This window comes from Variovorax sp. J31P179 (assembly GCF_030316985.1).
In the GTDB taxonomy this organism is placed as follows: domain Bacteria; phylum Pseudomonadota; class Gammaproteobacteria; order Burkholderiales; family Burkholderiaceae_C; genus Variovorax; species Variovorax ginsengisoli_B.
On record NZ_JASZYL010000007.1, the window covers coordinates 200936 to 225128 of the forward strand.

Genomic DNA, 24193 nt, shown 5'->3' on the forward strand with positions numbered 1-24193 from the left:
GCGTGATGACTTCGGTACTCGATACGTGAGGTAAACGCGGGTGTGCGGCGCACCGAGTTGCGGGAAAAATATGCCCTTTCCAATACATCGACCACCCGAGGAGACATCTCAATGACCATCACTCGCCGCCACCTGCTGCAGACCACCAGCGCCTCCGCGCTGCTGGCCAGCCTGGGCCAGAGCGTCTTTGCCCAGTCGCAGGGCTTTCCCTTCGAGACGGCGCGCCTGATCACCGGCTTCGCGGCCGGCGGCACCTCCGACACCACCTGCCGGCGTGTCGCGACCCGGCTGCAGCCCGACTACGGAAAGGCCGTGGTGGTCGAGAACCGCACCGGCGCGGGCGGCCAGATCGCGGTCACCTATGTCAAGAGCCAGCCGGCCGACGGCGCCACGATCCTGCAGACGCCGACCTCGATCCTCACGATCTATCCGCACATCTACAAGAAGCTGCCGTACGACCCGCTGGTCGACCTGTCGCCGGTCACCATCGCCTGCGTGTTCGACTTCGGCTTCGCGGTCGGGCCGGCGGTGCCGCTCACGATCAAGACCGTGCCGGAGTTCCTGGCCTGGGCCAAGACCCATCCCGAAGGCGCCAATTTCGGCTCGCCGGCCGCCGGCTCGACGCCGCACTTCATCGGCGCGCTGCTGGGCAAGAGCGCGGGCGTCGAGCTCAAGCACGCGGCCTACCGCGGCACCCAGCCGGCGATGCTCGACTTGCTGGGCGGCAACATCGCGGCGGTGTCGGGCCCGATCGGCGACATCACGCAGCACCTGCCCACCGGCAAGGTGCGCATCCTCGGCGTCTCGGGCGCCAAGCGCAGCCGCTTCGCGCCCGACGTGCCGACCTTCGAGGAGCAGGGCATCAAGGACATGACGCACAGCGAATGGTTCGCCTTCCTGCTGCCGGCCAAGGCCTCGCCCGAAGTGGTGGCGCGCGCCAATGCCGCCTTCAAGCAGGCGCTGGCCCAGAAGGACGTGATCGACGGCCTGGCGGGCTTCGGCCTGGAGGCGATGTCCTCGACGCCGGGCGAACTCACGGAGCTGATCAAGAAAGACACGGCCAAGTGGGCCCCCATCGTGAAACAGGTCGGCTTCACCGCAGAGGGCTGACCATGAAAAGGAACTGCAGATGAACACACTCGCCACCCCGTCGCCTTCGGCGCTGGTGCATCCCGCCCTCCACCCCGACGAGCGCGCCGCCCGGCTGCAGCTTGCCGCCTGCTACCGCGTGTTCGCGATGCTGGGCTGGACCGAGATGATCTACAACCACATCACGGTGCGGCTGCCCGACAGCGTGACCGGTGGCGAGAAGCAGTTCCTGATCAACCCCTTCGGCCTGCACTACAGCGAGGTCACGGCCAGCAACCTGGTCAAGATCGACCTGGAGGGCCGGGTGCTCGACGGCTCCACCCATGCGGTGAACCCGGCCGGCTTCACGGTGCATGCCGCGATCCACGACGGCCTGCCCGACGCGCATTGCGTGATGCACGTGCACACCACCGCGGGCGTGGCGGTGGCCTGCCTGCAGGGCGGCCTGCAGCAGACCAACTTCTATACCGCGCAATTGCACGGCATGGTCGCGTACCACGAGTTCGAGGGCATCACGATCCATGCCGACGAAGGTCCGCGGCTGCTGAAGAGCATCGGCGAGCGCAAGGCCGTGATCCTGCGCAACCATGGCTTGCTGGCCTGGGGCGAGACGCTGCCCCAGACCTTCGCGATCCTCTGGACCTTGCAGCGTGCCTGCGAGATCCAGCTGGCGACCTTGTCGATGGGCGCGCCGATCCCGGTCTCCGAGGCCATCGCCGAGCGCTGCACACGCGATGCGCTGCAGTTCAACCCGGCGCACGGCGCCGGCCGGGATGTGTTCGACGCCCTGGTGCGCCAGGTCGACCGCATCGACGACAGCTACAAGCTATAGAGCTCCCCCCAGGTTGGCTCACTTCGTGTAGCCGCCCACCCCCTGCCGGGGGCAACACCAGCGGCCCGGCAAAGCCGGTTCCGCGGTGTTCCTGGAAGGGGCCAGGGCGAGCCTCAAGCCAAGAGCAAAGGAATCTCCCGAAAATGAAAATTTGCATCTACGGCGCCGGCGCCATCGGCGGCTGGATCGGCGCCAAGCTCGCGCGGGCCGGATCGGCGATCAACGTGGTGGCGCGCGGCGCCACGCTGGACGCCCTGAAGCGCGACGGGCTCACGCTGGCCAGCGGCGACTCGCGCGTGAGCGTGCCGGTCAACGCCAGCGACGACCCTTCGGCGCTCGGCGTCCAGGACCTGGTCATCGTCGCCGTGAAGGCGCCCTCGCTGCCGGCCGTGGCGCAGCGGATCGCGCCGCTGCTGGGCCCTGACACCATCGTGCTGACGGCCATGAACGGCGTTCCGTGGTGGTTCCTGCAGGGCGGCTTCGGCGGCCCGCTGGCCGGTGCGCAGCTCGAGGCGGTCGACCCGGGCGGCAAGATCGATGCGGCGATTCCCGCCCGGCACGTGATCGGCTGCGTGGTGCACGCCAGCTGCGCGCTCGACGCGCCGGGCGTGGTGCGGCATCACTTCGGCAACGGCCTGATCATCGGCGAGCCCTCGGGCGAGGCGACCCCGCGGGCCAGGGCGCTGCTGGACCTGCTGGCCGGCGCGGGCCTCGATGCCAAGCTCTCGCCGCAGATCCAGAAGGACGTCTGGTACAAGCTCTGGGGCAACATGACGGTCAACCCGATCAGCCTGCTGACCGGCGCCACCACCGACCTGATCCTGGGCGACGACCTGGTGCGCGGCTTCATCTCGACCATCATGCTTGAGGCCAAGGAAGTCGGCGCCCGGATCGGCGTGCCGATCGCCGACACGCCGGAGGATCGCCACGCGGTCACGCGCAAGCTCGGCGCCTTCAAGACCTCGATGCTGCAGGACGTGGAGGCCGGTCGCGCGGTCGAGCTCGACGCGCTGGTGTCCTCGGTGCGCGAACTCGGCGAACGCGCCGGCGTGGCGACGCCGTTCACCGATGCGCTGCTGGGGCTGGCGCGGCTGCGGGCTCGGCAGCTCGGGTTGTACTGAGCGGCCTCGGCGCCCCATGTTGCGGCGCACCAATCGGCCCGCCGGCGCGGATCTTCAATCCAGGACGACGGGTACGCGCGGCGCGACGGCGCACATGAGCTCGTAGCCGACGGTGCCGCCGGCCCGCGCCACCTCGTCGATCGGCAGCACTGCGCCGGCCGACGAGCGGCCCCACAGCGTGACCTCGGAGCCGAAACCGGCGTCGGGCACCGGCGTCAGGTCGACCGTGATCATGTCCATGCTGACCCGCCCGACCATGCGCGTGCGCACGCCGTCGACCAGCACCGGCGTGCCCGTGCTGCAGTGCCGAGGATAGCCGTCGGCATAGCCGACCGCGGCGACGCCGATGCGCAGCGGGCCCTCGGCGCGGAAGCTGGAGCCGTAGCCGATGGTGTCGCCGGCCTGGAGCGTCTGCACGGCGATCAGCCGGGTGGCGAGCGTCATGGCCGGCTGCAGCTGCCAGTGGGCCGCGTCGTGCTCGGGGAAATCGGGCGCGCTGCCGTACAGCACGATGCCGGGGCGCACCCAGTCGGCCCGGGTCTGGGCCGGGTGGCGCAAGGTCGCGGCGCTGTTGGCCACCGTGCGCTCGCCGGGCAGGTCCTGGGCGGCACGGTCGAAGACCTCGATCTGGTGGGCGATGCCGCGCTCGCCGTCGGCGTCGCTGAAGTGCGTCATCAGCGAGATTTCATCGACCTGCGGCAGGGCATTGAGCCGCGTCCAGGCCGAACGGAAGCGCTCGGGCGTGAAGCCCAGGCGGTTCATGCCGGAGTTCATCTTGAGAAAGACGCGCTGCGGCACCTGGGTCTTGTGCGCGGCCAGCATGTCGATCTGGGCGTCGCAGTGGACCGTGTGCCAGAGGTCGAGGCGGGAGCACAGCTCGAGGTCGCGCGGCTCGAAGACACCCTCGAGCAGCAGGATCGGCCCGCGCCAGCCCAGGGCGCGCACCCGCTCGGCCTCCGCCAGGTCGAGCAGCGCAAAGCCGTCGGCCGCGCGGAAGGCGTCGAAAACCCGCTCGATCCCGTGCCCGTAGGCGTTCGCCTTGACCACCGCCCAGACCCGGGAATCGAGTGCGGAACGGCGGGCCCGGTCGAGGTTGTGGCGCAGGGCGGCGGCATGGACAGTGGCAAGGATCGGACGCGGCACTTCAAAAACCCGGTGAAAAGCTGAAAACACTCACACAACAAAGCCCGGCGTTGAGGCCGGAAAGCGCCATTCTGACATCGCGCACCCCATGCTATAACCGCGCACCCGCCTCTGATGCGGGCCCTTTTCTTCACTACCGCCAGCCCTCCCCCATCTGGCCAGCCAGCTCATCGATGAAGCGCGGTTTCTACACCATCATGTCGGCCCAGTTCTTTTCGTCACTGGCCGACAACGCGCTTTTCGTTGCTGCTGTGGAGCTGATGCGAACCAGCGGCGCGCCGGAGTGGCAGCGCGCCGCGCTGGTGCCGATCTTCACCGTCTTCTACGTGGCGCTGGCGCCGCTGGTCGGCGCCTTCGCCGACGCCTTGCCCAAGGGCAAGGTGATGTTCATCAGCAATGCGATCAAGGTGGTCGGCTGCGTGATGATGCTGTTCGGCTCGCATCCGCTGATGGCCTACGCCATCGTCGGGCTCGGCGCCGCGGCCTATTCCCCGGCCAAGTACGGCATCCTGACCGAACTGCTGCCGGCCTCCCAGCTGGTCAAGGCCAACGGCTGGATCGAGGGGCTGACCATCGCCTCGATCATCCTGGGCATCGTGCTCGGCGGGCAGCTGGTCGGCCATGCGCTCTCCAGCCACCTGCTGGCGCTCGACTTCCCGTTCGTCGACACCGGTGTCAACACGCCGCCCGAGGCCGCGATCTCGGCGCTGATCCTGGTCTACATGGTTGCCGCCTGGTTCAACACCCGCATCCCGCTGACCGGCGTCGAGATGCGGCCGCTGCGCTCCAACCCGCAGCACGGCATCGTGCGCAACGTGTTCGCCCTGCTGCCCGATTTCTGGCAATGCAACTCGCGCCTGTGGCGCGACAAGCTGGGCCAGATCTCGCTCGCCACCACCACCCTGTTCTGGGGCGCCGGCGGCAACCTCAAGTACATCGTGCTGGCCTGGGCCTCGCTGGCGCTGGGCTACAACACGGCGCAGGCCTCGTCGCTGACCGGCGTGGTGGCGATCGGCACCGCGGTCGGCGCGATCGTGGCCTCGATGAAGATGCGGCTGGACATGGCCACGCGGGTGATCCCGATGGGCATCGGCATGGGCCTGCTGGTGATCGGCATGAACTTCATCGGCAGCATCTGGCTCGCCGTGCCCTTCCTGATCCTGCTCGGCGGCCTGGGCGGCTTCCTGGTGGTGCCGATGAACGCGCTGCTGCAGCACCGCGGCCACAACCTGATGGGCGCCGGCCGCTCGATCGCGGTGCAGAACTTCAACGAGCAGTCGTGCATCCTGGTGCTGGGCGCGTTCTACAGCGCCTGCACCGGCATCGGCCTGTCGGCCTATTCGGCCATCACCGCCTTCGGCGTCGTGGTGGCCGGCTTCATGTGGCTCATCAAGCGCTGGCACCAGCACAACCTGAAGCGCCATCCGGAAGAGGTCGAGCATCTGCTCGCCATCGCGCGCAGCGACAAGCACCACTGACCGGTTTCCGTTTCCATTGCCCGCTCTCGCGCTGATCTTCAACGCCTTCGTCTGGGGCGTCTCCTGGTTTCCCTTCCGCCAACTCGAAGGGCATGGCCTGCATCCGGTGTGGGCGACCTGCCTGATCTATGCCGCCGTCACGCTCGCCATGGCGCTGCTGCGGCGGCGCGTCTGGGGGCTGTTCGCCCGGCAGCCGGCGCTGCTGGCACTAGGGCTGGCGGCGGGCCTGACCAATGTCGGCTTCAACTGGGCCGTGACGCAGGGCGACGTGGTGCGGGTGGTGCTGCTGTTCTACCTGATGCCATTGTGGAGCGTGCTGCTGGCCTGGGCTTTCCTGGGCGAGCGACCGAGCCTCGCGGCGCTCGCCCGGGTCGCGCTGGCGCTGGTCGGCGTCGCGGTGGTGCTGAAGTCGCCTGAAACCGATTGGCCGGTGCCGGCCAGCCTGCCGGACTGGCTGGGCGTGGCCGCCGGCTTCGGTTTCGCGGTGACCAACATCCTGCTGCGCCGGCTGCGCAGCGCCCCCGGCGAAGCCCGGGCGCTGGCGATGTTCGGCGGCTGCGCCGTGATGGCCGGCGCCACCGCCCTGGTCGGTACGGCGCTCGGCGCGATGGCGCCGCCGCCGTTGGCCGACCCGGGCTGGTGGGGCTGGGCCCTGCTGCTGGGCACCGGCTTCGTCTTCGCCAACGTCTGCCTGCAGTACGGCGCGGCGCGGCTGGCGGCCAGCGCGACCTCGGTGATCATGCTGTCGGAAGTGCTGTTCGCGAGCGTCTCGTCGGTGGCGCTGGGCGCGGCCACGATGGAAACGCGGATCTGGCTCGGCGGCGCGCTGATCGTGGCGGCGGCGGTGTGGTCGTCGTTTGCACGCGCCCCGGCGGGCGACGATGATCGGCGCACACTTTCCCCCCAGGACTTGCCATGACCAGCGTCTACGACTTCGAGGCCCGCCGCATCGACGGCCGGCCGGCCCCGCTTTCCGAGTACCGCGGCCGGGTGCTGCTGATCGTCAACACCGCCAGCCAGTGCGGCTTCACGCCGCAGTTCGAGGGGCTGGAGGCGCTGTACCGGAAGTACGCCGGACAGGGCCTCGAGGTGCTGGGCTTTCCGTCCAACCAGTTCATGCACCAGGACCCGGGAACCAACGCCGAGATTGGCGCCTTCTGCACCGAGAAGTACGGCGTGAGCTTCCCGATGATGGAGAAGATCGACGTCAACGGCGCCGCCGCCGCGCCGCTCTACAAGTGGCTGGTCAAGGAGGCGCCAGGCCTGCTGGGCAGCACCGCGATCAAGTGGAACTTCACCAAGTTCCTGGTCGGCAGGGACGGCCGGGTTGTCAAGCGCTATGCGCCGCTCGACAAGCCCGAGTCGATCGCCCGCGACATCGAGGCGGCGCTGCAGGCCGCCTGATCAGAACCTGAAATCGGCGGTCTTGGAGCCGGAGCCCAAGGTCACGGCCTGGCTCTTGGTCACGCCCTCGCTCGCGGCCTCGACCGTGTAGCGGCCGGCCGGCAGGTCGACCAGGCAGACCGGGCCGCTGGCGCGCATGGCCAGCGCGGTGCCACCCTTGTCGTCCTTCACCATGACGTCGACATCGGCCAGGTAGGCGCCGCTGGCGCGGGCGAACAGCAGCGACAGCGGGTGGTCCTTCATGGCGGCGCGCATCGCCACCGACTCGTCGGAGCCGACGCCGCCGCAGACGTAGCGACCGGCATCCTGGACCTTCATGGCCGGCGCCACGACCGGGGTCTGGGCCTGGGCCATCCAGGGCGCGGTTGCGCAGGCGCACAACGCAGCGGCGCGCAACAGGGTTCTTGAAAGGGCATGCATGGAAATTCTCCCGGTAGGAACACGCCTGCATGCTGGCGCGGCGCCGTCGCGCCGGGCGTCGGACCAGAACCCCGGATGCTGTACGTTCAGGCCGCCAGCGCGGCGTCGAGCAGCTCGATCCAGTGCCGCACGGGCGTCTGCGTGCCGCTTTGCAGATGCGTGATGCAGCCGATGTTGGCCGACGCGATGGCGCTGGGCTGCAGCTGGTTCAGGTGGCCCAGCTTGCGGTCGCGCAGCGGGTAGGCCAGCTCGGGCTGCAGCACCGAATAGGTGCCGGCGGAGCCGCAGCACAGGTGCGATTCGCTGGCCGCCACCCGGATGTCGAAGCCGAGCGCGCGCAGATTGACCTCGACCCCGTTGCGCAGCTTCTGGCCGTGCTGCAGCGTGCACGGCGGGTGGTAGGCGACGACGCCGGCCGGCGCCGCGACCCGGCCTTTCAGCGCCGGCACCAGTTCGGGCAGCAGCTCGCTCAGGTCGCGGGTCAGTGCGCTGATGCGCTCGGCCTTGGCGGCATAGGCCGGGTCGTCCTTCAGGATGTGGCCGTACTCGCGCACCGTGACGCCGCAGCCCGAGGCATTCATGACGATCGCCTCGACCGCGCTGCCCTCGACCAGCGGCCACCAGGCATCGATGTTGGCGCGCATCTGCATCCGGCCGCCGTCCTGGTCGTTGAGATGGAACCGGACGGCGCCGCAGCAGCCGGCGGCCGGCGCGACCACGGCCTGGATGCCGGCGGCGTCGAGCACCCGCGCGGTCGCGCTGTTGATGTTGGGCGCCATCGACGGCTGCACGCAGCCGGCCAGCATCAGCACCTTGCGCTCATGCGCGCGCGTGGGCCAGGCACCCGCGGGCCGCGGCGCCGGCACCTTGGCCTTGAGCGCGGCCGGCAGCAGGCCGCGGACCGACTGGCCCAGCTTCATCGCCGGACCGAAGAGCGGCGAAGGCAGGGCCTCCTTGAGCGTCCATCGCACGGCGCTCTCGCCCATCGGCCGCGGCACCTTCTGGTCCACGATCTTGCGGCCGATGTCGACCAGGTGGCCGTATTGCACGCCGCTCGGGCAGGTGCTCTCGCAGTTGCGGCAGGTCAGGCAGCGGTCGAGGTGCAGCTGCGTGCTGCGGGTCGGCGCCTTGCCTTCGAGCACCTGCTTGATGAGGTAGATGCGCCCGCGCGGTCCGTCGAGTTCGTCGCCGAGCAGTTGGTAGGTCGGGCAGGTGGCGGTACAGAAGCCGCAGTGCACGCACTTGCGCAGGATCGCCTCGGCCTCGCGGCCGTCGGCGGTGCCCTGGAATTCGGGAGCGAGTTCGGTTTGCATGCGGGACTTCAGTGCGAGGTGGTTCTTGCGGGAAGGAGCCGGCCGCGGTCGAACACGGCATCGGGATCGAATTCGTTCATGAGCGCGCGGTGGATGCGCTCGATCGGCGCGCTCAGGGCGTCGAAGCGGGCCTCGTGACGCGCCCCGGGCGCGGGCCTGAAGAGCGTCGCATGGCCACCGGCGGCGCGGGCCGCGGCTCGCACCCGCTGCGACTCGCCGGGGCTGGCATGGACCCAGCGCTGGCCGCCGTGCCACTCGACCAGCGGCGCGCCGTCGAGGTCGAGCACCGCCGCGGTCTGCGGCACCGAGAGCCGCCACAAGGCGCCCGCACCGGCGCTGAACCAGGGGTGCTGCTGGTCGCGCAGCGACTGCCAGCCGGCCGCCGCGCGCTCGGCATCCTGGCGCTCGCCGCCGAGCTGCGCGCAGGCCGCCTCGACCGCCGCCACCGCGCCGCGCAGGCGCAGCGACAGCACGCCGACGCCGTCGCGCTCGCGCCAGACGCTGGCGTTGAGCGGCAGCGGCCGGCCGCCCCATTCGTTGAGCAGGCGCAGCGCATCGGCCTGGCTGCAGGCGAAGTCGAGCGTGGCCTCGGCCGGCGCCACCGGCAGCACCTTGAGGCTGGCCTGCGCGACCAGCCCGAGGGCACCCATCGAACCGGCCAGCACCCGCGACACGTCATAGCCGGCGACGTTCTTCATGACCTGGCCGCCGAAGACCAGCACCTCGCCGCGGCCGTTGACGAGCGTGATGCCGAGCAGGTAGTCGCGCACCGCGCCGACGCTGGCGCGCGCGGGGCCGCTGAGCCCGGCCGCGATCATGCCACCTACGGTCGCTGCGCTCCCTGCGGCGGAGCCGCCGTCCAGGACGCGCTCGCCCAAGGGCTCGACGCGGGTCCCGCCGGCCGCGAAGCGCGGCGGCTCGAACGGCAGGCACTGGCCCTGCCCGGCCAGCAGCGCCTCGAGTTCGGCCAGCGGCGTGCCGGCCCCGACGGTGACGACCAGCTCGCTGGGTTCATAGCTGATGACGCCGGCGAGCGCGGCGGTTTCGAGGGGCTCGCCGTGCGCGGCTTCGCCGTAGAAGGCCTTGGTGTTGCCGCCGCGGATGCTCAGCGTCGTGCGGTCGGCGGCGGCGGCGCGGATGCGGTCGGCGATATTGGTGATTGCTGTGGAATCCATCGTCTTGATCAGTTGAGGACAGAGCAAAAACTGCTACGCAGTTTCTTGGTCTGTCCCGCAAGGTATTCAGAATCTCGGCAGGTCCGCAAAGGGCATCGCCTGCCCCGCGCGGAACACCTGCTTGCCGTACTCGGCGCAGCGCGACAGCGTGGGGATCACCTTGCCCGGGTTCAGCAGCCCCGCAGGATCGAAGGCCCGCTTGACGCCGAACATCTGTTCGTTCTCGGCCGCGGTGAACTGCACGCACATGCTGTTGAGCTTCTCGACGCCGACCCCATGCTCGCCCGACACCGTGCCGCCCATCGCGACGCTGGTCTCGAGGATGTCGGCGCCGAACAGCTCGCAGCGGTGCAGCTCGTCGGGGTCGTTGGCGTCGAACAGCACCAGCGGATGCAGGTTGCCGTCGCCGGCGTGGAACACGTTGCAGCAGCGCAGGCCGTACTTGATCTCCATCTGCTGGATAGCGAGCAGGATGTCGGCCAGCCGCTTGCGCGGGATGGTCGAGTCGAGGCACATGTAGTCGGGGCTGATGCGGCCCGAGGCCGGGAAGGCGTTCTTCCGGCCGCTCCAGAAGCGCAGCCGCTCGTCCTCGTTCTCGCTGCAGGCGATCGCGGTGGCGCCGCACTGGCGCAGCACTTCGGTCATGCGGCCGATCTCTTCCTCGACCTCCTCGGGCGTGCCGTCCGATTCGCACAGCAGGATGGCGGCCGCGTCGAGGTCGTAGCCGGCGCGCACGAAGTCCTCGACCGCGGCGGTCATGGGCTTGTCCATCATTTCGAGGCCGGCCGGGATGATGCCGGCCGCAATGACCGCGGCCACCGCATCGCCTGCCTTCCGGACATCGTCGAAGCTGGCCATGATGCAGCGCGCCAGCTGCGGCTTGGGCACCAGCTTGACAGTGACCTCGGTGGTGACGGCCAGCATGCCCTCGCTGCCGATCACCAGCGCCAGCAGGTCGAGGCCGGCGCAGTCGAGCGCCTCGCCGCCGAATTCGATCGCCTCCCCCTCGGCCGTGAAGCCGCGCACCCGCAGCACGTTGTGCAGGGTGAGGCCGTACTTGAGGCAGTGCACGCCGCCCGAGTTCTCGGCCACGTTGCCGCCGATGGTGCAGGCGATCTGGCTCGAGGGGTCGGGCGCGTAGTAGAGGTTGAAGGGCGCCGCCGCCTCGCTGATCGCGAGGTTGCGCACGCCGCACTGGACCACCGCGGTGCGGCTGACCGGATCGATCCTGACGATCCGGTTGAACTTGGCGAGCGACATCGTCACGCCCAGCGCATGCGGCATCGCACCGCCCGAGAGCCCGGTGCCGGCACCGCGCGCCACGACCGGAACGCCGAGCCCGTGGCAGGTCTTGAGCACGGCCGCGACCTGGGCCTCGGTCTCGGGCAGGGCCACCACCAGCGGCCGCTGGCGGTAGGCCGTGAGGCCGTCGCACTCGTAGGGCACGGTGTCCTCGTCGTGCCAGATCAGCGCGTGGGCGGGCAGGTGCGGCTGCAGCGCCTGCACCACCTGGGCCTGGCGGGCGGAGGCCGACAGCGATCCCTGTTCGGCGGGAGTGAGCGGGGCATTCATGACAAGGCTTTCATCGGACCACCATCAGCGTGAAGGGCCAGACGTAGGCCTGCATCGTGACGAACAGGCCGACCAGGCAGGCCAGCGCGATCGAGTGGAAGAACACAAAGCGCAGGATATCGCCTTCGTGGTTGAACCAGCGGGTGGCGGTGGAGGCGACCACGATCGACTGGGCGTCGATCATCTTGCCCATCACGCCGCCCGAGCTGTTGGCCGCGCCCATCAGGTTGGCCGACAGGCCGAGCTGCTCGGCCGCCACCTTCTGCATGCCGCCGAACAGCACGTTCGAGGCGGTGTCGGAGCCGGTCATCGCGACGCCGATCCAGCCCATCAAGGTGCCGAAGAAGGGATAGAACGCGCCGGTGTTGGCGAAGGCCAGGCCCAGCGTGGTGTCGGTGCCCGAGAAGCGCGTGAGCGTGCCGAGCGCCAGCATGAGCACGATGGTCAGCAGCGAATAGCGCACCAGCCACAGCGTGCGAAAGAAGATGCGCACGATCTCGACCGGGCCGTAGCGCATGAAGAAGGCGCTGACGACGGCCGACAGCAGAATCCCGGTGCCGGTCGCCGACAGGATGTTCAGCACGTAGACCGCGCCTTCCTTGGTCGGCGTGGCCACCACCGGCGGCATCTTCTCGATCATGCTGTGCAGCCCGGCCATCGGGAACGAAGGCGCGAAGAGGCCGTTGAGCGCGGTCTTGACCGAAGGCAGCCCCCAGACGAAGACGAACACCGACAGGATCAGCCACGGGGTCCAGGCGCGAATCAGCGCGGCCCGCTCGTGCACCACCACCGGCGCCGGCGGCTTGGCCTCGTGGGCGCTGACGTCGCGGCCCTTGAGCGAGGGCGAATGCCAGATCTTGCGCGGCTGCCAGACGCGCAGGAACAGCACCAGGCAGACCATCGAGACGATGGCCGCGATGATGTCGACCAGTTCCGGGCCGATGAAGTTCGACACCAGGTACTGCGGGATCGCGAAGCTCAGGCCGGTGACCAGGATCGCCGGCCAGATCTCCCACATCGCCTTGCGGCCGGCAAAGGCCCAGATCAGCCAGAACGGCACCAGCAGCGAGAAGAAGGGCAGCTGGCGGCCGATCATCGCCGTGACCTCCATCAGGTCGTAGCCATGCACCTTGGCCAGCGTGATGACCGGTGTGCCGAGCGCGCCGAAGGCGACCGGGGCGGTGTTGGCGATCAGGCTCAGGCCCGAGGCCGCGAGCGGCGAGAAGCCCAGTCCGATCAGGATGCCCGCGGTGACCGCGACCGGCGTGCCGAAGCCGGCCGCACCCTCGAAGAAGGCGCCGAAGCAGAAGGCGATCAGCAGCAGCTGGATGCGCCGGTCTTCGGTGATTCCCGAGAGCGAATCCTGCAGCACCTTGAAACTGCCGTTCTGCTCCGCCAACTGCTGCAGGAAGATGATGTTGAGCACGATCCAGCCGATCGGCAGCAGCCCGGTGAAGCCGCCGAACAGCGCCGCGCGGCCCGCCATGCCGGCCGGCATGCCGTAGGCGAAGACGGCCACGGCGATCGCCGCCAGCAGCCCGAGGCCGGCCGCGATGTGGGCCTTGATGTGGAAGAAGCCGAGGCACGCCAGCATCACCACCACCGGAATCGCGGCCAGCGTGGTGGAGACGATCATGTTGCCGAAGGGGTCGTAGATTTGCTGCCAGGTCATGGGCTGTCTCCCGAAAAGTGGTGTCTCGCTTGTGCGATAAGAACTTTATGGAACCCGGCGGCCGCCGAATTGAAGGTTTTTTGCGGCAGCCTTGAAATCTGCTCGATCTATCTCAGGGTTTGTACGAGCCACTCGGCGAAGGCCTCGCATTCCCAGCGCTCCAGCGTGCCGGGTTGCCAGCAGATGTAGTGGCGCAGCGGCGAGGGCACGGGCCGGTCCGACAGCGGCACCAGCCGCCCCGACTCGAGCCATTGCGCGCCCAGTTTCTGCCGCACCAGCGCCACGCCGAAGCCGCTGGCGGCGGCGTCGTAGACCAGGCCCAGGTCGTTGAACTGGGCGCCGACCTGCGGCTCGGGATGGTCCAGCCCGCAGCTCGCGAACCAGGTGCTCCAGGGCTCCAGGGGGCTGCGGATCAGCCGCGCGGCGGCGATCTCGGCCTCGGTGCGAAAGCCGGTGAAGGGCCCGAACTCGTTGAGGTAGCTCGGGCTGCAGGCCGGCACCACCGATTCCTCGAGTACCAGCCGGCTCTCGCAGTCGGCGTAGTTGCCGCTGCCGTAGCGCACTTCGAGGTCGGCCTGCTCGGCGGTCACGTCCAGCAGCGGGATCGAGACCTGCATCACCAGCTCGACGTCGGGGTAGATGTTGCGGAACAGCTCCAGGTGCGGCATCAGCATCTGGCGGCTGAAGGTCGGCGTGACCGCCAGCCGCAGCTGCGTCGTGCGCCGCGTGGCGTCGCGGTTCGGCACCGCCTGCAGGGCCGCCAGCCCGGTACGCACGTTGGCGAGGTAGACCGCGCCGTCGGCCGTCAGGTTGAAGTCGCTGCGGCCGAAGAGCTTGATGCCCAGATGCGATTCGAGCTGGCGGATGCGATGGCTCACCGCGCTCGGGGTGACGCACAGCTCATCGGCCGCGCGGCCCGCGTGGCGCAGCCGCGCCACCGCCTCGAAGGTCAGCAGGCACTGGATCGGCGGGATGTGTTGGAGAGCCATGGATCGAATGGTAGACCCAGGCCGGCGCCGGGCCGCCCCAAGGCGGCCTGCGGCCCCCTCGGGGGGCAGCGACCCACACGCAGTGGGGGAGCGTGGGGGCTCTCTAGTCCTCGAAGAAGGCGACGGGCTGGCCGGGAGTGTCGACCCGCATGCGGATCACGCATCCCGAGGCTGGCCGCTCCTCGAGCTCGGCCGCCGGACGGCCGCGGCGGGCGCTGGTGACGAACAGCGTGCGCAGGTCGTCGCCGCCGAAGCAGGGCATGGTCGGGCACTGGACCGGGGTCGCCAGCGCCGCGACCCGCTCGCCCGAGGGCGCGAAGCGCAACAGCTGGCCGCCCTCGAACATCGCCGCCCAGTAGTGGCCCCGCGCATCGACGGTGGCGCCATCGGGCCGGCCTTCGTAGCGCAGCGGCGAGGCCGGCGTCCAGCCGGCGGGCTTGTCGTCGAACTGCTGGAAGACGCGCTCGTGCGACAGGGTGTTGACACGCGCGGCCCAGTTCCAGGCGCGCACCCGGTGGGCCGCGGTGTCGGCCCAGTAGACGGTGGCATCGTCGGGTGCGAAGGCCAGGCCGTTGCCGGTGGTGGCCTGGTTGGCCATCGGCCGCAGCGCCGGTGCCCGGCCGCCGCGCGCGTCCAGGCAGTAGAGCGTGGCGTTGGCGCGGTCCTTGGCTTCGTTGATGGTGCCGGCCCAGAACCGGCCCAGCGCATCGCACTTGCCGTCGTTGAAGCGCATGGTGCGGATGTCATGGTCGACCCGCGCCAGCGGCCGCAGTTCAGCGCCCCACTCGGCCGCGCGGTAGACCCCGTCGCGCAGCGCGATCACCAGCCCGCCGCGGCGCGCCGGTGCCATGCAGCCGGGCTCGGTCGGCAGGTCCCAACGCTCGACGGTCGGCCTGCCGTCGATGTCGCCGCGGGTGCGCAGCACCGCGCGGCCGGGAATGTCGAGCCAGTAGAGCGAGCGTTCGCCGGGATGCCAGAACGGCGATTCGCCGAGCTGGCTCAGACTGTCGTCGAGGGTGGTCCACATGCGCGAGAGCTTAGGCCAATTCGCCCGCTTGGCGACCCACAAAAAAAACAGCCCGCAAGCCGAAGCGTGCGGGCTGAACTTCCAGAGGAGACTCTCGCAGACAAATTCTTGCCGCGGAAGCGGGCCGCACGCGGCGGCCCGGAGGCTTCAGCGGTTGTAGGCGGTTTCGCCGTGGGAGGTGATGTCGAGGCCTTCGCGCTCTTCTTCTTCCGACACCCGCAGACCGATGGTCAGGTCGGCGATCTTGAAGGAGATGAAGGCCACCACGCCCGACCAGACGATGGTCAGCACCACGGCCTTGAGCTGGATCCAGACCTGGGCACCGATGCCGTTGGAGATCACGCCCGCCGTGACCCAGTCGCCGACCAGGCCGGGGCCGCCGAGGGCCTGGGTGTTGAACACGCCGGTGAGCAGCGCGCCGACGATACCGCCGACACCGTGCACGCCGAAGACGTCCAGCGAGTCGTCCGCCTTGAGCATCTTCTTGAGGCCATGGACGCCCCAGAGGCAGGCGAAGCCGGCGACGAAGCCGATGATGATCGCGCCCATCAGGCCGACGTTGCCGGCGGCCGGGGTGATCGCCACCAGGCCGGCGACGGCGCCGGAAGCGGCACCCAGCATCGAGGCCTTGCCGCGCATCAGCGCTTCACCGATGGACCATGCGAGCACGGCGGCGGCGGTGGCCGAGAAGGTGTTCATGAAGGCCAGCACGGCGCTGGTGCCGGCTTCGAGGGCAGAGCCGGCATTGAAGCCGAACCAGCCGACCCACAGCAGCGAGGCACCGACCATCGTCAAGGTCAGCGAGTGCGGCGTGAACGATTCCTTGCCGTAGCCGATGCGCTTGCCGACCAGGTAGGCACCGACCAGGCCGGCGACGGCGGCGTTGATGTGCACCACGGTGCCGCCCGCGAAGTCGAGCGCGCCCCACTGCCAGATCAGGCCGGCCTTGTCGTTCATCTGATCGACCACTTCCTTGCTGGCATACGCGTCCGGACCCATCCAGAACCAGACCATGTGGGCGATCGGCGCATAGCTGAAGGTGAACCAGAGCACCATGAACAGCAGCACGGCCGAGAACTTGATGCGCTCGGCGAAGGCGCCGACGATCAGGCAGCAGGTGATGCCGGCGAAGGTGGCCTGGAAGGCGGCGAACAGCAGCTCGGGGATGTAGACGCCCTTGCTGAAGGTCGCGCCGGGTGCGAACACGCCGGTGGCCGGATCGAAGATGCCCTTCATGAAGAGCCGGTCGAAGCCGCCTATGAAGGCGTTGCCTTCGGTGAAAGCGAGGCTGTAGCCGTAGATCATCCACAGCACCACGATCATCGAGAACGTGACCATGACCTGCATCAGCACCGACAGCATGTTCTTGCTGCGGACCAGGCCGCCGTAGAACAGCGCCAGGCCGGGCACGGTCATCATGATCACGAGCAGGGTCGAGACCATCATCCAGGCGGTGTCGCCCTTGTTGAACGACGGCGCCGGCGCGGCGGCGGCGGGTGCCGCGGCTGCATCGGCGGCCGGTGCTGCCGCGGCCGGCGCAGCGGCGGCCGGTGCAGCCGGTGCGGCCGCCGCGGGCGCGGACGCTTCAGCCGCGGGTGCCGCTGCCGGCGCCTGGGCGAAGCCGGACGTGCCGGCGCCGAGCAGGCTCAGGCCCAGCGCGAGTGAGACAAGGAATTTTTTCATTTCGGTTTGTTCTTTCGTGCCTTGCGTGTCAGAGGGCTTCGCGGCCCGTTTCACCGGTGCGGATGCGCACGACCTGCTCCAGGTCGTAGACGAAGACCTTGCCATCGCCGATCTTGCCGGTGCGCGCCGCGCTCTCGACCGCCTCGATCACGCGCTCCACCAGTTCGTCGGCCACGGCCGCTTCGATCTTGACCTTCGGCAGGAAGTCGACGACGTACTCGGCGCCGCGATAGAGCTCGGTGTGGCCCTTCTGGCGTCCGAAGCCCTTGACCTCGGTGACCGTGATGCCCTGCACGCCGATGGCGGACAGCGCCTCGCGCACTTCGTCGAGCTTGAAGGGTTTGATGATGGCTGTGACCAGCTTCATGATGTTTCTCCTGCGGATGAAAGGGACGGCGCAGCCCCGGGCCACGCCTTCTATGACTAGAGCGTCTTGGTCAACGTGACGATGAAACGCGTCACATTCGGCGAGAAGGTGGTCTGGCCGATCGGTCCGAAGACCGTGCCCGTGGGGATGCCCGGCGAGGCGACCAGGTTGAAGGCGCTTTGGTTGTTGCCCCCCTGCACGGAGCCGGCCAGGGCCAGGCCGCTGCCGAAGTCGTAGGACACGCCCACGTTGTAGTCCAGGTAGTCCTTGTAGCCCAGGCTCTTGATGTCGCTGGTGAAGAAGGTGTAGCCGATGGCCGTCTTGAAGGTCAGCTTAGGCATGATCTCCTTCGTGTAGGCCAGGTTCAGGTAGCCGGTGTTCTGGCCGTCCAGGTTCGAGCCACGCTGGTTGCCGGCGTAGTTGAAGTAGTCGTTGGAGACGGTCCAGGAGTACTTGGCAGTGAAGGCGCCGAACCTCTCGTCGGACCAGGTGCCCGCGCCGTAGATCTCGGTGGTATTGCCCGCGGTATTGCCGGGGTAGTAGTACTGATAGACGCCGACGTCCCAGTCGATCGGGCCGCCCTTGAATTTGTAGCCGCCGTAGAAGTCCATCTCGACCGAGTTGCCGGGCAGCCAGTTGACGCTGGAGTTCCAGTTGCCGACATAGAAGCCGCTGTCCCCGAAGGCATAGTCGATGCCGCCCTGGATGGCGGGCTTGAACCAGCTGGTCTTGGCAAGGCCGTTGTTGCCGATGACGTCCTGGTCCTGGCCACGGAACTTGTAGTTGGTCGTCAGCGCGACGTTGCCCGTGAGATTCGGCGCCGGTGCGGCAGCCGCGTCGGCCGCAGCCTGCGCGCTGGCGAGCATCGGCAGGGCGGCGAGCGCGCCCAAAGCCAGGATCTGGACGGATTTACGGTGCATCATCGAGCGGACTCCTCGTGTTTTGAAAAGTGGTTAGGAATCCTTCTCAAAGCAGGGAGCGTGCCAAAGCGCATCCTCCCGAGGAGGCAGGGTTCGGCGCCCGATGCACTTGGTCACAATCAAGAACAAGAGATGGCACGCACCATCTTGGTGAAAGGGAGCGAAATGAGTCTGTGTTTGGTGCAGAGCCGCGCTTTGCTGGGCCTCGAAGCGGCCGAAGTCACGGTCGAGGTGCATCTGGCGAACGGATTGCCCAGTTTCACGCTGGTCGGGCTGGTCGACGTCGAGGTCAAGGAAGCCCGCGAGCGGGTCCGGTGCGCGATCCAGAATTCCGGGCTCGACTTCCCGACCAACAAGCGCATCCTATGTAGTCAAGCTCTTTCTCTTGCCATTTGAGCAGGGTAGAAGCTGGAACGGTTAGTGACCCCCTACTTATCTGTGGATAACTAAATTTGGGTCAGCGATTGTGGATAACTTGCGTCAATAGGTCGCCCCGGCGGGGACACCCTCGGAAGCCCGCCCCAAGAGGGGGGTGGCTGCACCTCAAAAGCGCGGGATCGCATTCCCAGCCCGAAAACGCCAATGGAATCGGGCTTGATGTCGAGTGCGACGTGCCAAAGACCGGGGACGACGCCTCGATCGCAGTGCGACGTTAAGCCCACATCCCGGAGAACATTTGAGCGAACGGCACGCCGCGGTGCCACGGCGACCACGGAGTGGGGCGCGGGGCAGATCTCGGGCATTTTTCAGCCGACCCAATGTGAGGGATGCTGGAGATCCTGGGAGCCCGCCCAGGAAGGTTCGCAGGGCACCTTGCTCAAAATCAGGCAGCAGCAGTGGCTTCTTGCATGTTTGTTTACCTTTATGGTTAAATAGCGTTACTAGAAATAGAAACATCACCCTCGGCAACTGCAACTTACTAGGAGCTAGAACATGGCACTCACAGATTTTGGAAAGGCGATTCGCAAGGCGCGAATCGACACGGGCGAAACCCTCGGCTCAATGGCTGAAGCCCTAGGCGTGACTGCTGCATTCCTCAGCGGCATCGAGACCGGTAGGAAGAAGGTGCCGGCTGACCTGGTTGGCCGGGTCCGCTCGTATTTCGCAAACCGAAGCGTGCACTTGGGCAACCTCGAGCAACTTGCAGCTGTAGCGAACAAGACTGTCCCGATCGACGGGCTCTCGCCGCAGCACCAGATGCTTGTTGCCGGATTTGCGCGCTCTTCGATGGACGCAGAGACGCTCGAGAAGATGGCCGCGCTGTTGTCGGCTTCCGAAGGAGTAAAGAAAAAATGACCCCTACCTCGGAGCCATATCAACTGCGCGGCCACATCGTCCCGCCGCGACGTGTGGTCGACATTCGTGACGCGGCTGAGGGGGTACGCAGCTTCCTCAAACTGCCCGACGGAAAGGTCGATCTCGAGCCTTTTCTCGAGTCGCTCTCCCAGTACGGGCTCACCGTCGACGTTGTAGAAGACGATGACTTCACGTTGATGATGGCGGGCGTCGAGGCAGTGTGTATTCCGGAAACCGCCACGATCATGCTGACCAGTCAGACCTACCAGGCGGCCCGACGCAACGACCCCCGTACCCGCTTCACCATCTTCCACGAACTCGGCCACTTCATGCTGCAGCACACGAAGACGCTGCCTCGCAAGAACGTGGAGGCCAAGGCTTACATCGATTCGGAATGGCAGGCTGACCAGTTCGCCGCCGAGATGACGATGCCGCTCAAGGTCATGCAAGCCCGATCGTTGCTGACCGCCGCAACGGTGGCCGCCTTCTTCGGCGTTTCCATCCCGGCGGCGGAGTATCGATTGCGGCAGCTACGACGACAAAAAGCGTTGTGAAAAAAAAGCCACGAAGTGCGTCTAACACTTCGCGGCCTTCGGTGAGGTGAATAAGGGTCTACCGAACCACCTGCACACATGTCTTGGGGAAGACGCCGAAGTTTAGTCGCTTCGGAGTGTGCGGGACAAGCCAAAACCCTTTGGTCTTCAGATTGGAGGACAGAAATGTCACACCATTCGTTGAAGAGCGTGTTCGTACGCGCCTACCCCCGCTTCCGTCTCGGTCGGTGGGAAGACGTTTGCCAGCACTGGCGCTCTCAGCCCGGGCAGTTGCCGCTCTTTTCGTAGGCCCGCGTCGTTGCGGGGGCGCCCGACCTGCTTAGGTCGGTGTCCAACTGTCCGGTAGTTGGAAGGGGCCGGGGCAATTGCCTCGGCCGTTCTCGGGCCAAATCACAGGAGCCACAAATGGCAAAAGCACCTTCGAACCACGGCAAAAGCTGGTCGTCGAGCGACGTCAAGCAGTTGAAAACACTCGCGGCCGGGAACACGCCGTCGCGCGTGATTGGCCTCAAGATGGGCCGCAGCGAAAGCTCAGTGCAATCGAAAGCGAGCGACGAAAAGGTTTCGTTGAAGCCGACAAACCAATCGCCTTACGGCACCCGCAAGTAGAGCGTTTCGCCGGCCATCGCACAACTGATGGTCGGCGTTCTCATCTTAGAAAGTCGATCATGAAAAAACGTCAGCCCAACTCATTGCGCTGTTTGGCTCCCGCGCTCCTTGGACTCGTCCCCTTCATCGGGGCGATGCTTTGGCATCACCTGATGAGCATAGTCCATAGCATGGCAAAGATGCCGCCCCCGCAAATTGCGACTGAGCTCGGCTATCTGGTTGCCATATCTGTCACGGCTGGGGTAGTCAGCTCGTTCTATCGCGCATGGGCGGACTACGTACGCGGCGACTACTACGTTGACTTGGCCGAATCGCGCGGGTAGTGATTGGGTCTGCCCATCAAGTGGGATCTGAAGGCCCGGCCGATGACGTCGAGGCCGTGCACGGGCGCGAAAACGAGCGCGCTCTTGCTTGCCTGCAGTCGATCGTAAAGCGACAGTACTACGCGCAGTATCACTTCGCGGAGGCGCAGCGATTGATGGCCGACGATTTGAGCATCCGAGATCAAGGCGCCGTCTTGACCGAGTTCATACTGCCGACCGACCCTGGAAAATGCGACGACTTTCACAGAAGGCGCCCGCAAGCCGAGGCCCACTACTTGGCGCTGATTTAGAGCGCGCATGCCATCACCGACACATTGGCACACGTTCTTCATTTCGCCCTTGGCTTGAGCACGCTGGCGCAGCGTGACTTTGACATGCACCGTGTGCAGAAGCTTCGAGGCGAGGGCGCGCTCAAAATCGCAAGGCCAGCAGCGCCCGGTTGACTCCCGGAGCTGCGGCGTGGATCAATTTGAAACATCTCATCTGGAGGAAGACTATGTTTGGTAGCGTCGACAAGAGCAAAGGCTATCTGTTCTGTACCTATGACCTCTCGCAGTCCTTGCAGAACACGCTGCAAAAGCTCCGGCAGGAAGTCGAGAGCCTTGATGCCAATCGTCTCCTAAACACGTCGCCGGCGGATCTCGGCAAGTACTTCGTTGACAAGTTTTCAATCGAGCCGCTTCGTCTCCTGCGAGAGCATTGGTCGGCAGATGTGCAGGAGACGCAGGTCGACGTTCGCCATGACAGCCGCCGCTGGATCGACGACAGAAGCCGGCCGGTCCTGATGCCAGGCGAATGTACGGAGGTACGCGTTCCGTTTGAAGGTGAGGCTGAGCTTTTCTACTCTCAGCCGAACATGATGAGCTCTAACCCGCCGCGCGGTGTCATCGAGAAGAATGAACTTGTCCTTCGATATGAGTCACCATCTGATTCCCCGCGCGAGATCCGCCCGCTTGTGGACCAGACGCTCAACGACATTGAGCAATACATCAACTGGCAGAAAGGCATCATCGATGCGCACAACAACGGCCTTGCGCAGGCCGCATATCAGGCGATCGAGCAGCGGCGCGCTCGGCTCCTGGCACAGTCGCAACGCGCATCAGCCCTAGGTATTCCGGTGCGGCGGCGCGAGGACGCGCCAATGACCTACGCAATCCCCTCTGTGCGCCGCAAGGCGACTCCGACTCTGCCTCCGGCGACGAGTGCGCAGTTTCAGCCAGAGCCAACCTGGGCGATGGATCTCTATGAGCAGGCACTGAAGATCGTGCAGGACATGGCGCTCGTGATGGAGCGCAGCCCCGAAGCCTTCAAATCGATGAACGAAGAAGCCCTGCGCCAGAGCTTTTTGATGCAGCTGAACGGCCAGTTCGAGGGCAAGGCAACAGGCGAGACATTCAACATGTCGGGCAAGACCGACATCCTTTTGCGCGAGGGAGACCGCAATGTCTTCATCGCAGAGTGCAAGTTCTGGAAAGGACCGAAGGGCTTCTCGGAAGCCGTCGATCAGCTGCTGGGTTATGCGACTTGGCGGGATGGAAAAACTGCCATTCTGGTTTTCAACAGGGGCACTGACACGTCAACTGTCCTCACCGGAATCGATGCCGCGGTCAAGGCTCACCCCAACTTCAAAAGACCAGTCAGTTGGCCGCATGAGAGCGGCTTTCGCTATGTGTTGCACAGCAAGGGCGACACCAATCGTGAACTAACACTGACTGTCTTGGTCTTTCACGTGCCAAAGTAACTCCAGAACGCTCGGGATATGGCTCCAGTTAAGCGGGCGTCGTGGCATCGGGCGATCCAAGGAGACCTTGGACGGCGATCTGCCTGCGCTGCTCTTCCATGGTCATGATTTTTCGCGCGGCTTCAATTTTCTCCTGCGGCATTTCGTCGAGCGGAGGCATTTCAGAGAAGTGTCGCTCCCATCGAGCCTCAATGGCTCCCAGGGACACTTCATCGGTGTTGCCGCGATGACGTTGGGCGTAGACCAACGGCATCAACTCGGCGGCCATGTCCTTGCCATCGATAAGCCGCTTGAAGATCCATAGGTAGACATCGACAAGCTCGAGCCCCGCGCTGTCGGTTCCGGCAGCGAACTCGATGGGCGTCTTGGGCATCCCTGCGAAGCTGACCTTGGGCATGCCGGGACCGGTCGCGCCTTCCATGCCAGATACAGCGGCAAAGAACTCCGAAAGGGTCTTCTGCGCCTTGTTGAACTCGGACTGGCGGTCCACGACGATCTTCGACGCCCGCTTGCCGCGTTGCATGATTCGCTTCGCGATGCCGTGCATCACAAACTGAAATCCGATGATGTTGGGGCTGATCTGCTTTATGTCATCTTCGTGGTCCACGTTGTAGCCAACCGCGTCGGGATTCTGTGCCGCCCACATTAGGCCCTCGCCGATCAACTGGCGCGAGCGCGCGTCCGGAAGCTGATCAACACGCTGTGCGATGCGTTGGCACACGGCGATCAACTTCTCGTTGGCGTGAGCGCGGTTGGTATCGATGCGGGCTGACCACGCGAGGCGGGCGTCGTCCTCCTCGAACAGGGAGGCGAGCTTCAACAGGAGGATATATCGCAGCGGCGTCCAGTAGCTCGTCCATGTGACTGCCGGATTCATGGCTTGGTCGAAGACTTGGTCGTAGAAGCAGATGACCGCGTGGTCGGGTTTGTTCACCCGATAAAGGTCAAAGCGCAGGGCGAATTTCTTCTGGATGGCCACCAGTTCGTCAGCGACGGTGACGAGCCGGCCGACCCCGAGCTGCGCTGCGTGCAGCCGGTCCACGCCTAGGCGCTTGCGCAAAGGCGCGAGCCGCTGCTCGGCCAGGACGTCTAGGTTCACGTCGCTCGATATAACCCCGTAATACAGAACCGGTTGTGTTTTGTCGAACAACTCCGAGCCGGTGTGTCCGCTCTCATCGACATAGAAAAACATGCCTCGACTCCCATTCGTTGCTGTTGTGGCGGCGCTTTTAAGCTCGCGATGAACCCGGTTTATATCCGGTCATAGAAATGACGGCGTTTTGGGCTCGGTTGGCGCTTCCTGAACATGTGCGGTCAGTGGCTACCCGCTCGGGATTCCGTGATCAGCGATCCGGTTGGTTCATATCAACTGCTTTGCGGCTGCGAGATTGGCGAAACGAGAGCCCGCATAGGGTGATAGCCCCAATTGGCAGCGCGCAAGAGCTGTCGCCAACCGAGCGCTCGC

The 24193-nt window shown here is 66.4% G+C and carries 23 protein-coding genes and 1 pseudogene; 11 read left to right on the forward strand and 13 right to left on the reverse strand.

Going from position 1 to position 24193, the window contains the following annotated elements; translation table 11 throughout:
• Window positions 1–111: 111 nt before the first annotated feature.
• The 3 genes from QTI17_RS19870 to QTI17_RS19880 all read left to right on the forward strand — a co-directional run bounded on the left by QTI17_RS19870 (window position 112) and on the right by QTI17_RS19880 (window position 3042).
• Window positions 112–1110: a Bug family tripartite tricarboxylate transporter substrate binding protein gene (locus QTI17_RS19870; RefSeq protein ID WP_286535114.1), complete on the forward strand. Its 999-nt coding sequence runs from the start codon at window positions 112–114 to the stop codon at window positions 1108–1110.
• A gap of 19 nt (window positions 1111–1129) precedes the next feature.
• Window positions 1130–1921: a class II aldolase/adducin family protein gene (locus QTI17_RS19875; protein ID WP_286535115.1), complete on the forward strand. Its 792-nt coding sequence runs from the start codon at window positions 1130–1132 to the stop codon at window positions 1919–1921.
• A gap of 143 nt (window positions 1922–2064) precedes the next feature.
• Window positions 2065–3042: a 2-dehydropantoate 2-reductase gene (locus tag QTI17_RS19880; protein WP_286535116.1), complete on the forward strand. Its 978-nt coding sequence runs from the start codon at window positions 2065–2067 to the stop codon at window positions 3040–3042.
• Window positions 3043–3096: 54 nt separating this feature from the next.
• Here QTI17_RS19880 and alr read toward each other — a convergent pair whose 3' ends face one another.
• Complete coding sequence (alr, locus tag QTI17_RS19885) at window positions 3097–4185, reverse strand: alanine racemase (RefSeq protein ID WP_286535117.1); 1089 nt, start codon at window positions 4183–4185, stop codon at window positions 3097–3099.
• Between the two features lie 173 nt (window positions 4186–4358).
• On the opposite strand from alr, the gene lplT reads away from it, so the two are divergent.
• The 3 genes from lplT to QTI17_RS19900 are packed head-to-tail and all read left to right on the forward strand — an operon-like array spanning window position 4359 to window position 7067.
• On the forward strand, window positions 4359–5663 hold the full coding sequence (gene lplT, locus QTI17_RS19890) for a lysophospholipid transporter LplT (RefSeq protein ID WP_286535118.1): 1305 nt from the start codon (window positions 4359–4361) through the stop codon (window positions 5661–5663).
• Between the two features lie 16 nt (window positions 5664–5679).
• Complete coding sequence (locus QTI17_RS19895) at window positions 5680–6582, forward strand: DMT family transporter (protein WP_286535119.1); 903 nt, start codon at window positions 5680–5682, stop codon at window positions 6580–6582.
• A complete protein-coding gene (locus QTI17_RS19900) occupies window positions 6579–7067 on the forward strand; it encodes a glutathione peroxidase (RefSeq protein ID WP_286535120.1) in 489 nt (162 codons plus the stop codon). The genes QTI17_RS19895 and QTI17_RS19900 overlap by 4 nt, the downstream gene beginning before the upstream one ends.
• On the opposite strand, the gene QTI17_RS19905 is transcribed toward QTI17_RS19900, so the two are convergent.
• The 10 genes from QTI17_RS19905 to QTI17_RS19950 form a co-directional block, all read right to left on the reverse strand.
• Window positions 7068–7487 (reverse strand): peptidase associated/transthyretin-like domain-containing protein, encoded by a 420-nt coding sequence (locus QTI17_RS19905; protein WP_286535121.1) that lies wholly within the window; start codon window positions 7485–7487, stop codon window positions 7068–7070.
• Between the two features lie 86 nt (window positions 7488–7573).
• Window positions 7574–8800: a glycolate oxidase subunit GlcF gene (gene glcF, locus QTI17_RS19910; RefSeq protein WP_286535123.1), complete on the reverse strand. Its 1227-nt coding sequence runs from the start codon at window positions 8798–8800 to the stop codon at window positions 7574–7576.
• Window positions 8801–8808: 8 nt separating this feature from the next.
• Window positions 8809–9975: a glycolate oxidase subunit GlcE gene (glcE, locus tag QTI17_RS19915; RefSeq protein WP_286535124.1), complete on the reverse strand. Its 1167-nt coding sequence runs from the start codon at window positions 9973–9975 to the stop codon at window positions 8809–8811.
• 66 nt (window positions 9976–10041) lie between these two features.
• Window positions 10042–11547 (reverse strand): FAD-linked oxidase C-terminal domain-containing protein, encoded by a 1506-nt coding sequence (locus QTI17_RS19920; protein ID WP_286535125.1) that lies wholly within the window; start codon window positions 11545–11547, stop codon window positions 10042–10044.
• Window positions 11548–11557: 10 nt separating this feature from the next.
• The gene (locus QTI17_RS19925; protein WP_286535126.1) at window positions 11558–13219 is read right to left on the reverse strand and encodes an L-lactate permease; all 1662 of its coding nucleotides are present in this window, start codon (window positions 13217–13219) and stop codon (window positions 11558–11560) included.
• A gap of 107 nt (window positions 13220–13326) precedes the next feature.
• Window positions 13327–14208, reverse strand: coding sequence for a LysR substrate-binding domain-containing protein (locus QTI17_RS19930; protein WP_286535127.1), 882 nt, complete (start codon window positions 14206–14208; stop codon window positions 13327–13329).
• Between the two features lie 103 nt (window positions 14209–14311).
• A complete protein-coding gene (locus QTI17_RS19935) occupies window positions 14312–15235 on the reverse strand; it encodes an SMP-30/gluconolactonase/LRE family protein (protein WP_286535129.1) in 924 nt (307 codons plus the stop codon).
• A 147-nt stretch (window positions 15236–15382) separates the two neighbouring features.
• A complete protein-coding gene (gene amt, locus QTI17_RS19940) occupies window positions 15383–16918 on the reverse strand; it encodes an ammonium transporter (protein ID WP_286535130.1) in 1536 nt (511 codons plus the stop codon).
• A 28-nt stretch (window positions 16919–16946) separates the two neighbouring features.
• Window positions 16947–17285, reverse strand: coding sequence for a P-II family nitrogen regulator (gene glnK, locus QTI17_RS19945; RefSeq protein ID WP_162565354.1), 339 nt, complete (start codon window positions 17283–17285; stop codon window positions 16947–16949).
• A 56-nt stretch (window positions 17286–17341) separates the two neighbouring features.
• Window positions 17342–18205: a TorF family putative porin gene (locus tag QTI17_RS19950; protein ID WP_286535353.1), complete on the reverse strand. Its 864-nt coding sequence runs from the start codon at window positions 18203–18205 to the stop codon at window positions 17342–17344.
• A gap of 165 nt (window positions 18206–18370) precedes the next feature.
• On the opposite strand from QTI17_RS19950, the pseudogene QTI17_RS19955 reads away from it, so the two are divergent.
• The 4 genes and pseudogenes from QTI17_RS19955 to QTI17_RS19970 form a co-directional block, all read left to right on the forward strand.
• Window positions 18371–18583, forward strand: a pseudogene (locus QTI17_RS19955) (magnesium chelatase domain-containing protein); the annotation flags it as partial.
• Window positions 18584–19138: 555 nt separating this feature from the next.
• The gene (locus QTI17_RS19960) at window positions 19139–19501 is read left to right on the forward strand and encodes a helix-turn-helix domain-containing protein (protein WP_286535131.1); all 363 of its coding nucleotides are present in this window, start codon (window positions 19139–19141) and stop codon (window positions 19499–19501) included.
• Window positions 19498–20055: an ImmA/IrrE family metallo-endopeptidase gene (locus tag QTI17_RS19965; protein WP_286535132.1), complete on the forward strand. Its 558-nt coding sequence runs from the start codon at window positions 19498–19500 to the stop codon at window positions 20053–20055. Before QTI17_RS19960 ends, QTI17_RS19965 begins: the two co-directional genes overlap by 4 nt.
• Before the next feature lie 405 nt (window positions 20056–20460).
• A complete protein-coding gene (locus tag QTI17_RS19970) occupies window positions 20461–20664 on the forward strand; it encodes a hypothetical protein (protein ID WP_286535133.1) in 204 nt (67 codons plus the stop codon).
• Between the two features lie 292 nt (window positions 20665–20956).
• Here the strand turns inward: QTI17_RS19970 and QTI17_RS19975 are convergent, their stop codons facing one another.
• A complete protein-coding gene (locus QTI17_RS19975) occupies window positions 20957–21367 on the reverse strand; it encodes a hypothetical protein (protein ID WP_286535134.1) in 411 nt (136 codons plus the stop codon).
• Between the two features lie 116 nt (window positions 21368–21483).
• Between QTI17_RS19975 and QTI17_RS19980 the strand changes: the two genes are divergently transcribed.
• Window positions 21484–22728 carry a hypothetical protein gene (locus QTI17_RS19980; protein ID WP_286535135.1) on the forward strand — a complete coding sequence of 415 codons (1245 nt, stop codon included), beginning with the start codon at window positions 21484–21486 and terminating at the stop codon, window positions 22726–22728.
• Window positions 22729–22756: 28 nt separating this feature from the next.
• On the opposite strand, the gene QTI17_RS19985 is transcribed toward QTI17_RS19980, so the two are convergent.
• Window positions 22757–23920 (reverse strand): DUF3800 domain-containing protein, encoded by a 1164-nt coding sequence (locus QTI17_RS19985; RefSeq protein WP_286535136.1) that lies wholly within the window; start codon window positions 23918–23920, stop codon window positions 22757–22759.
• Window positions 23921–24193 lie beyond the last annotated feature (273 nt).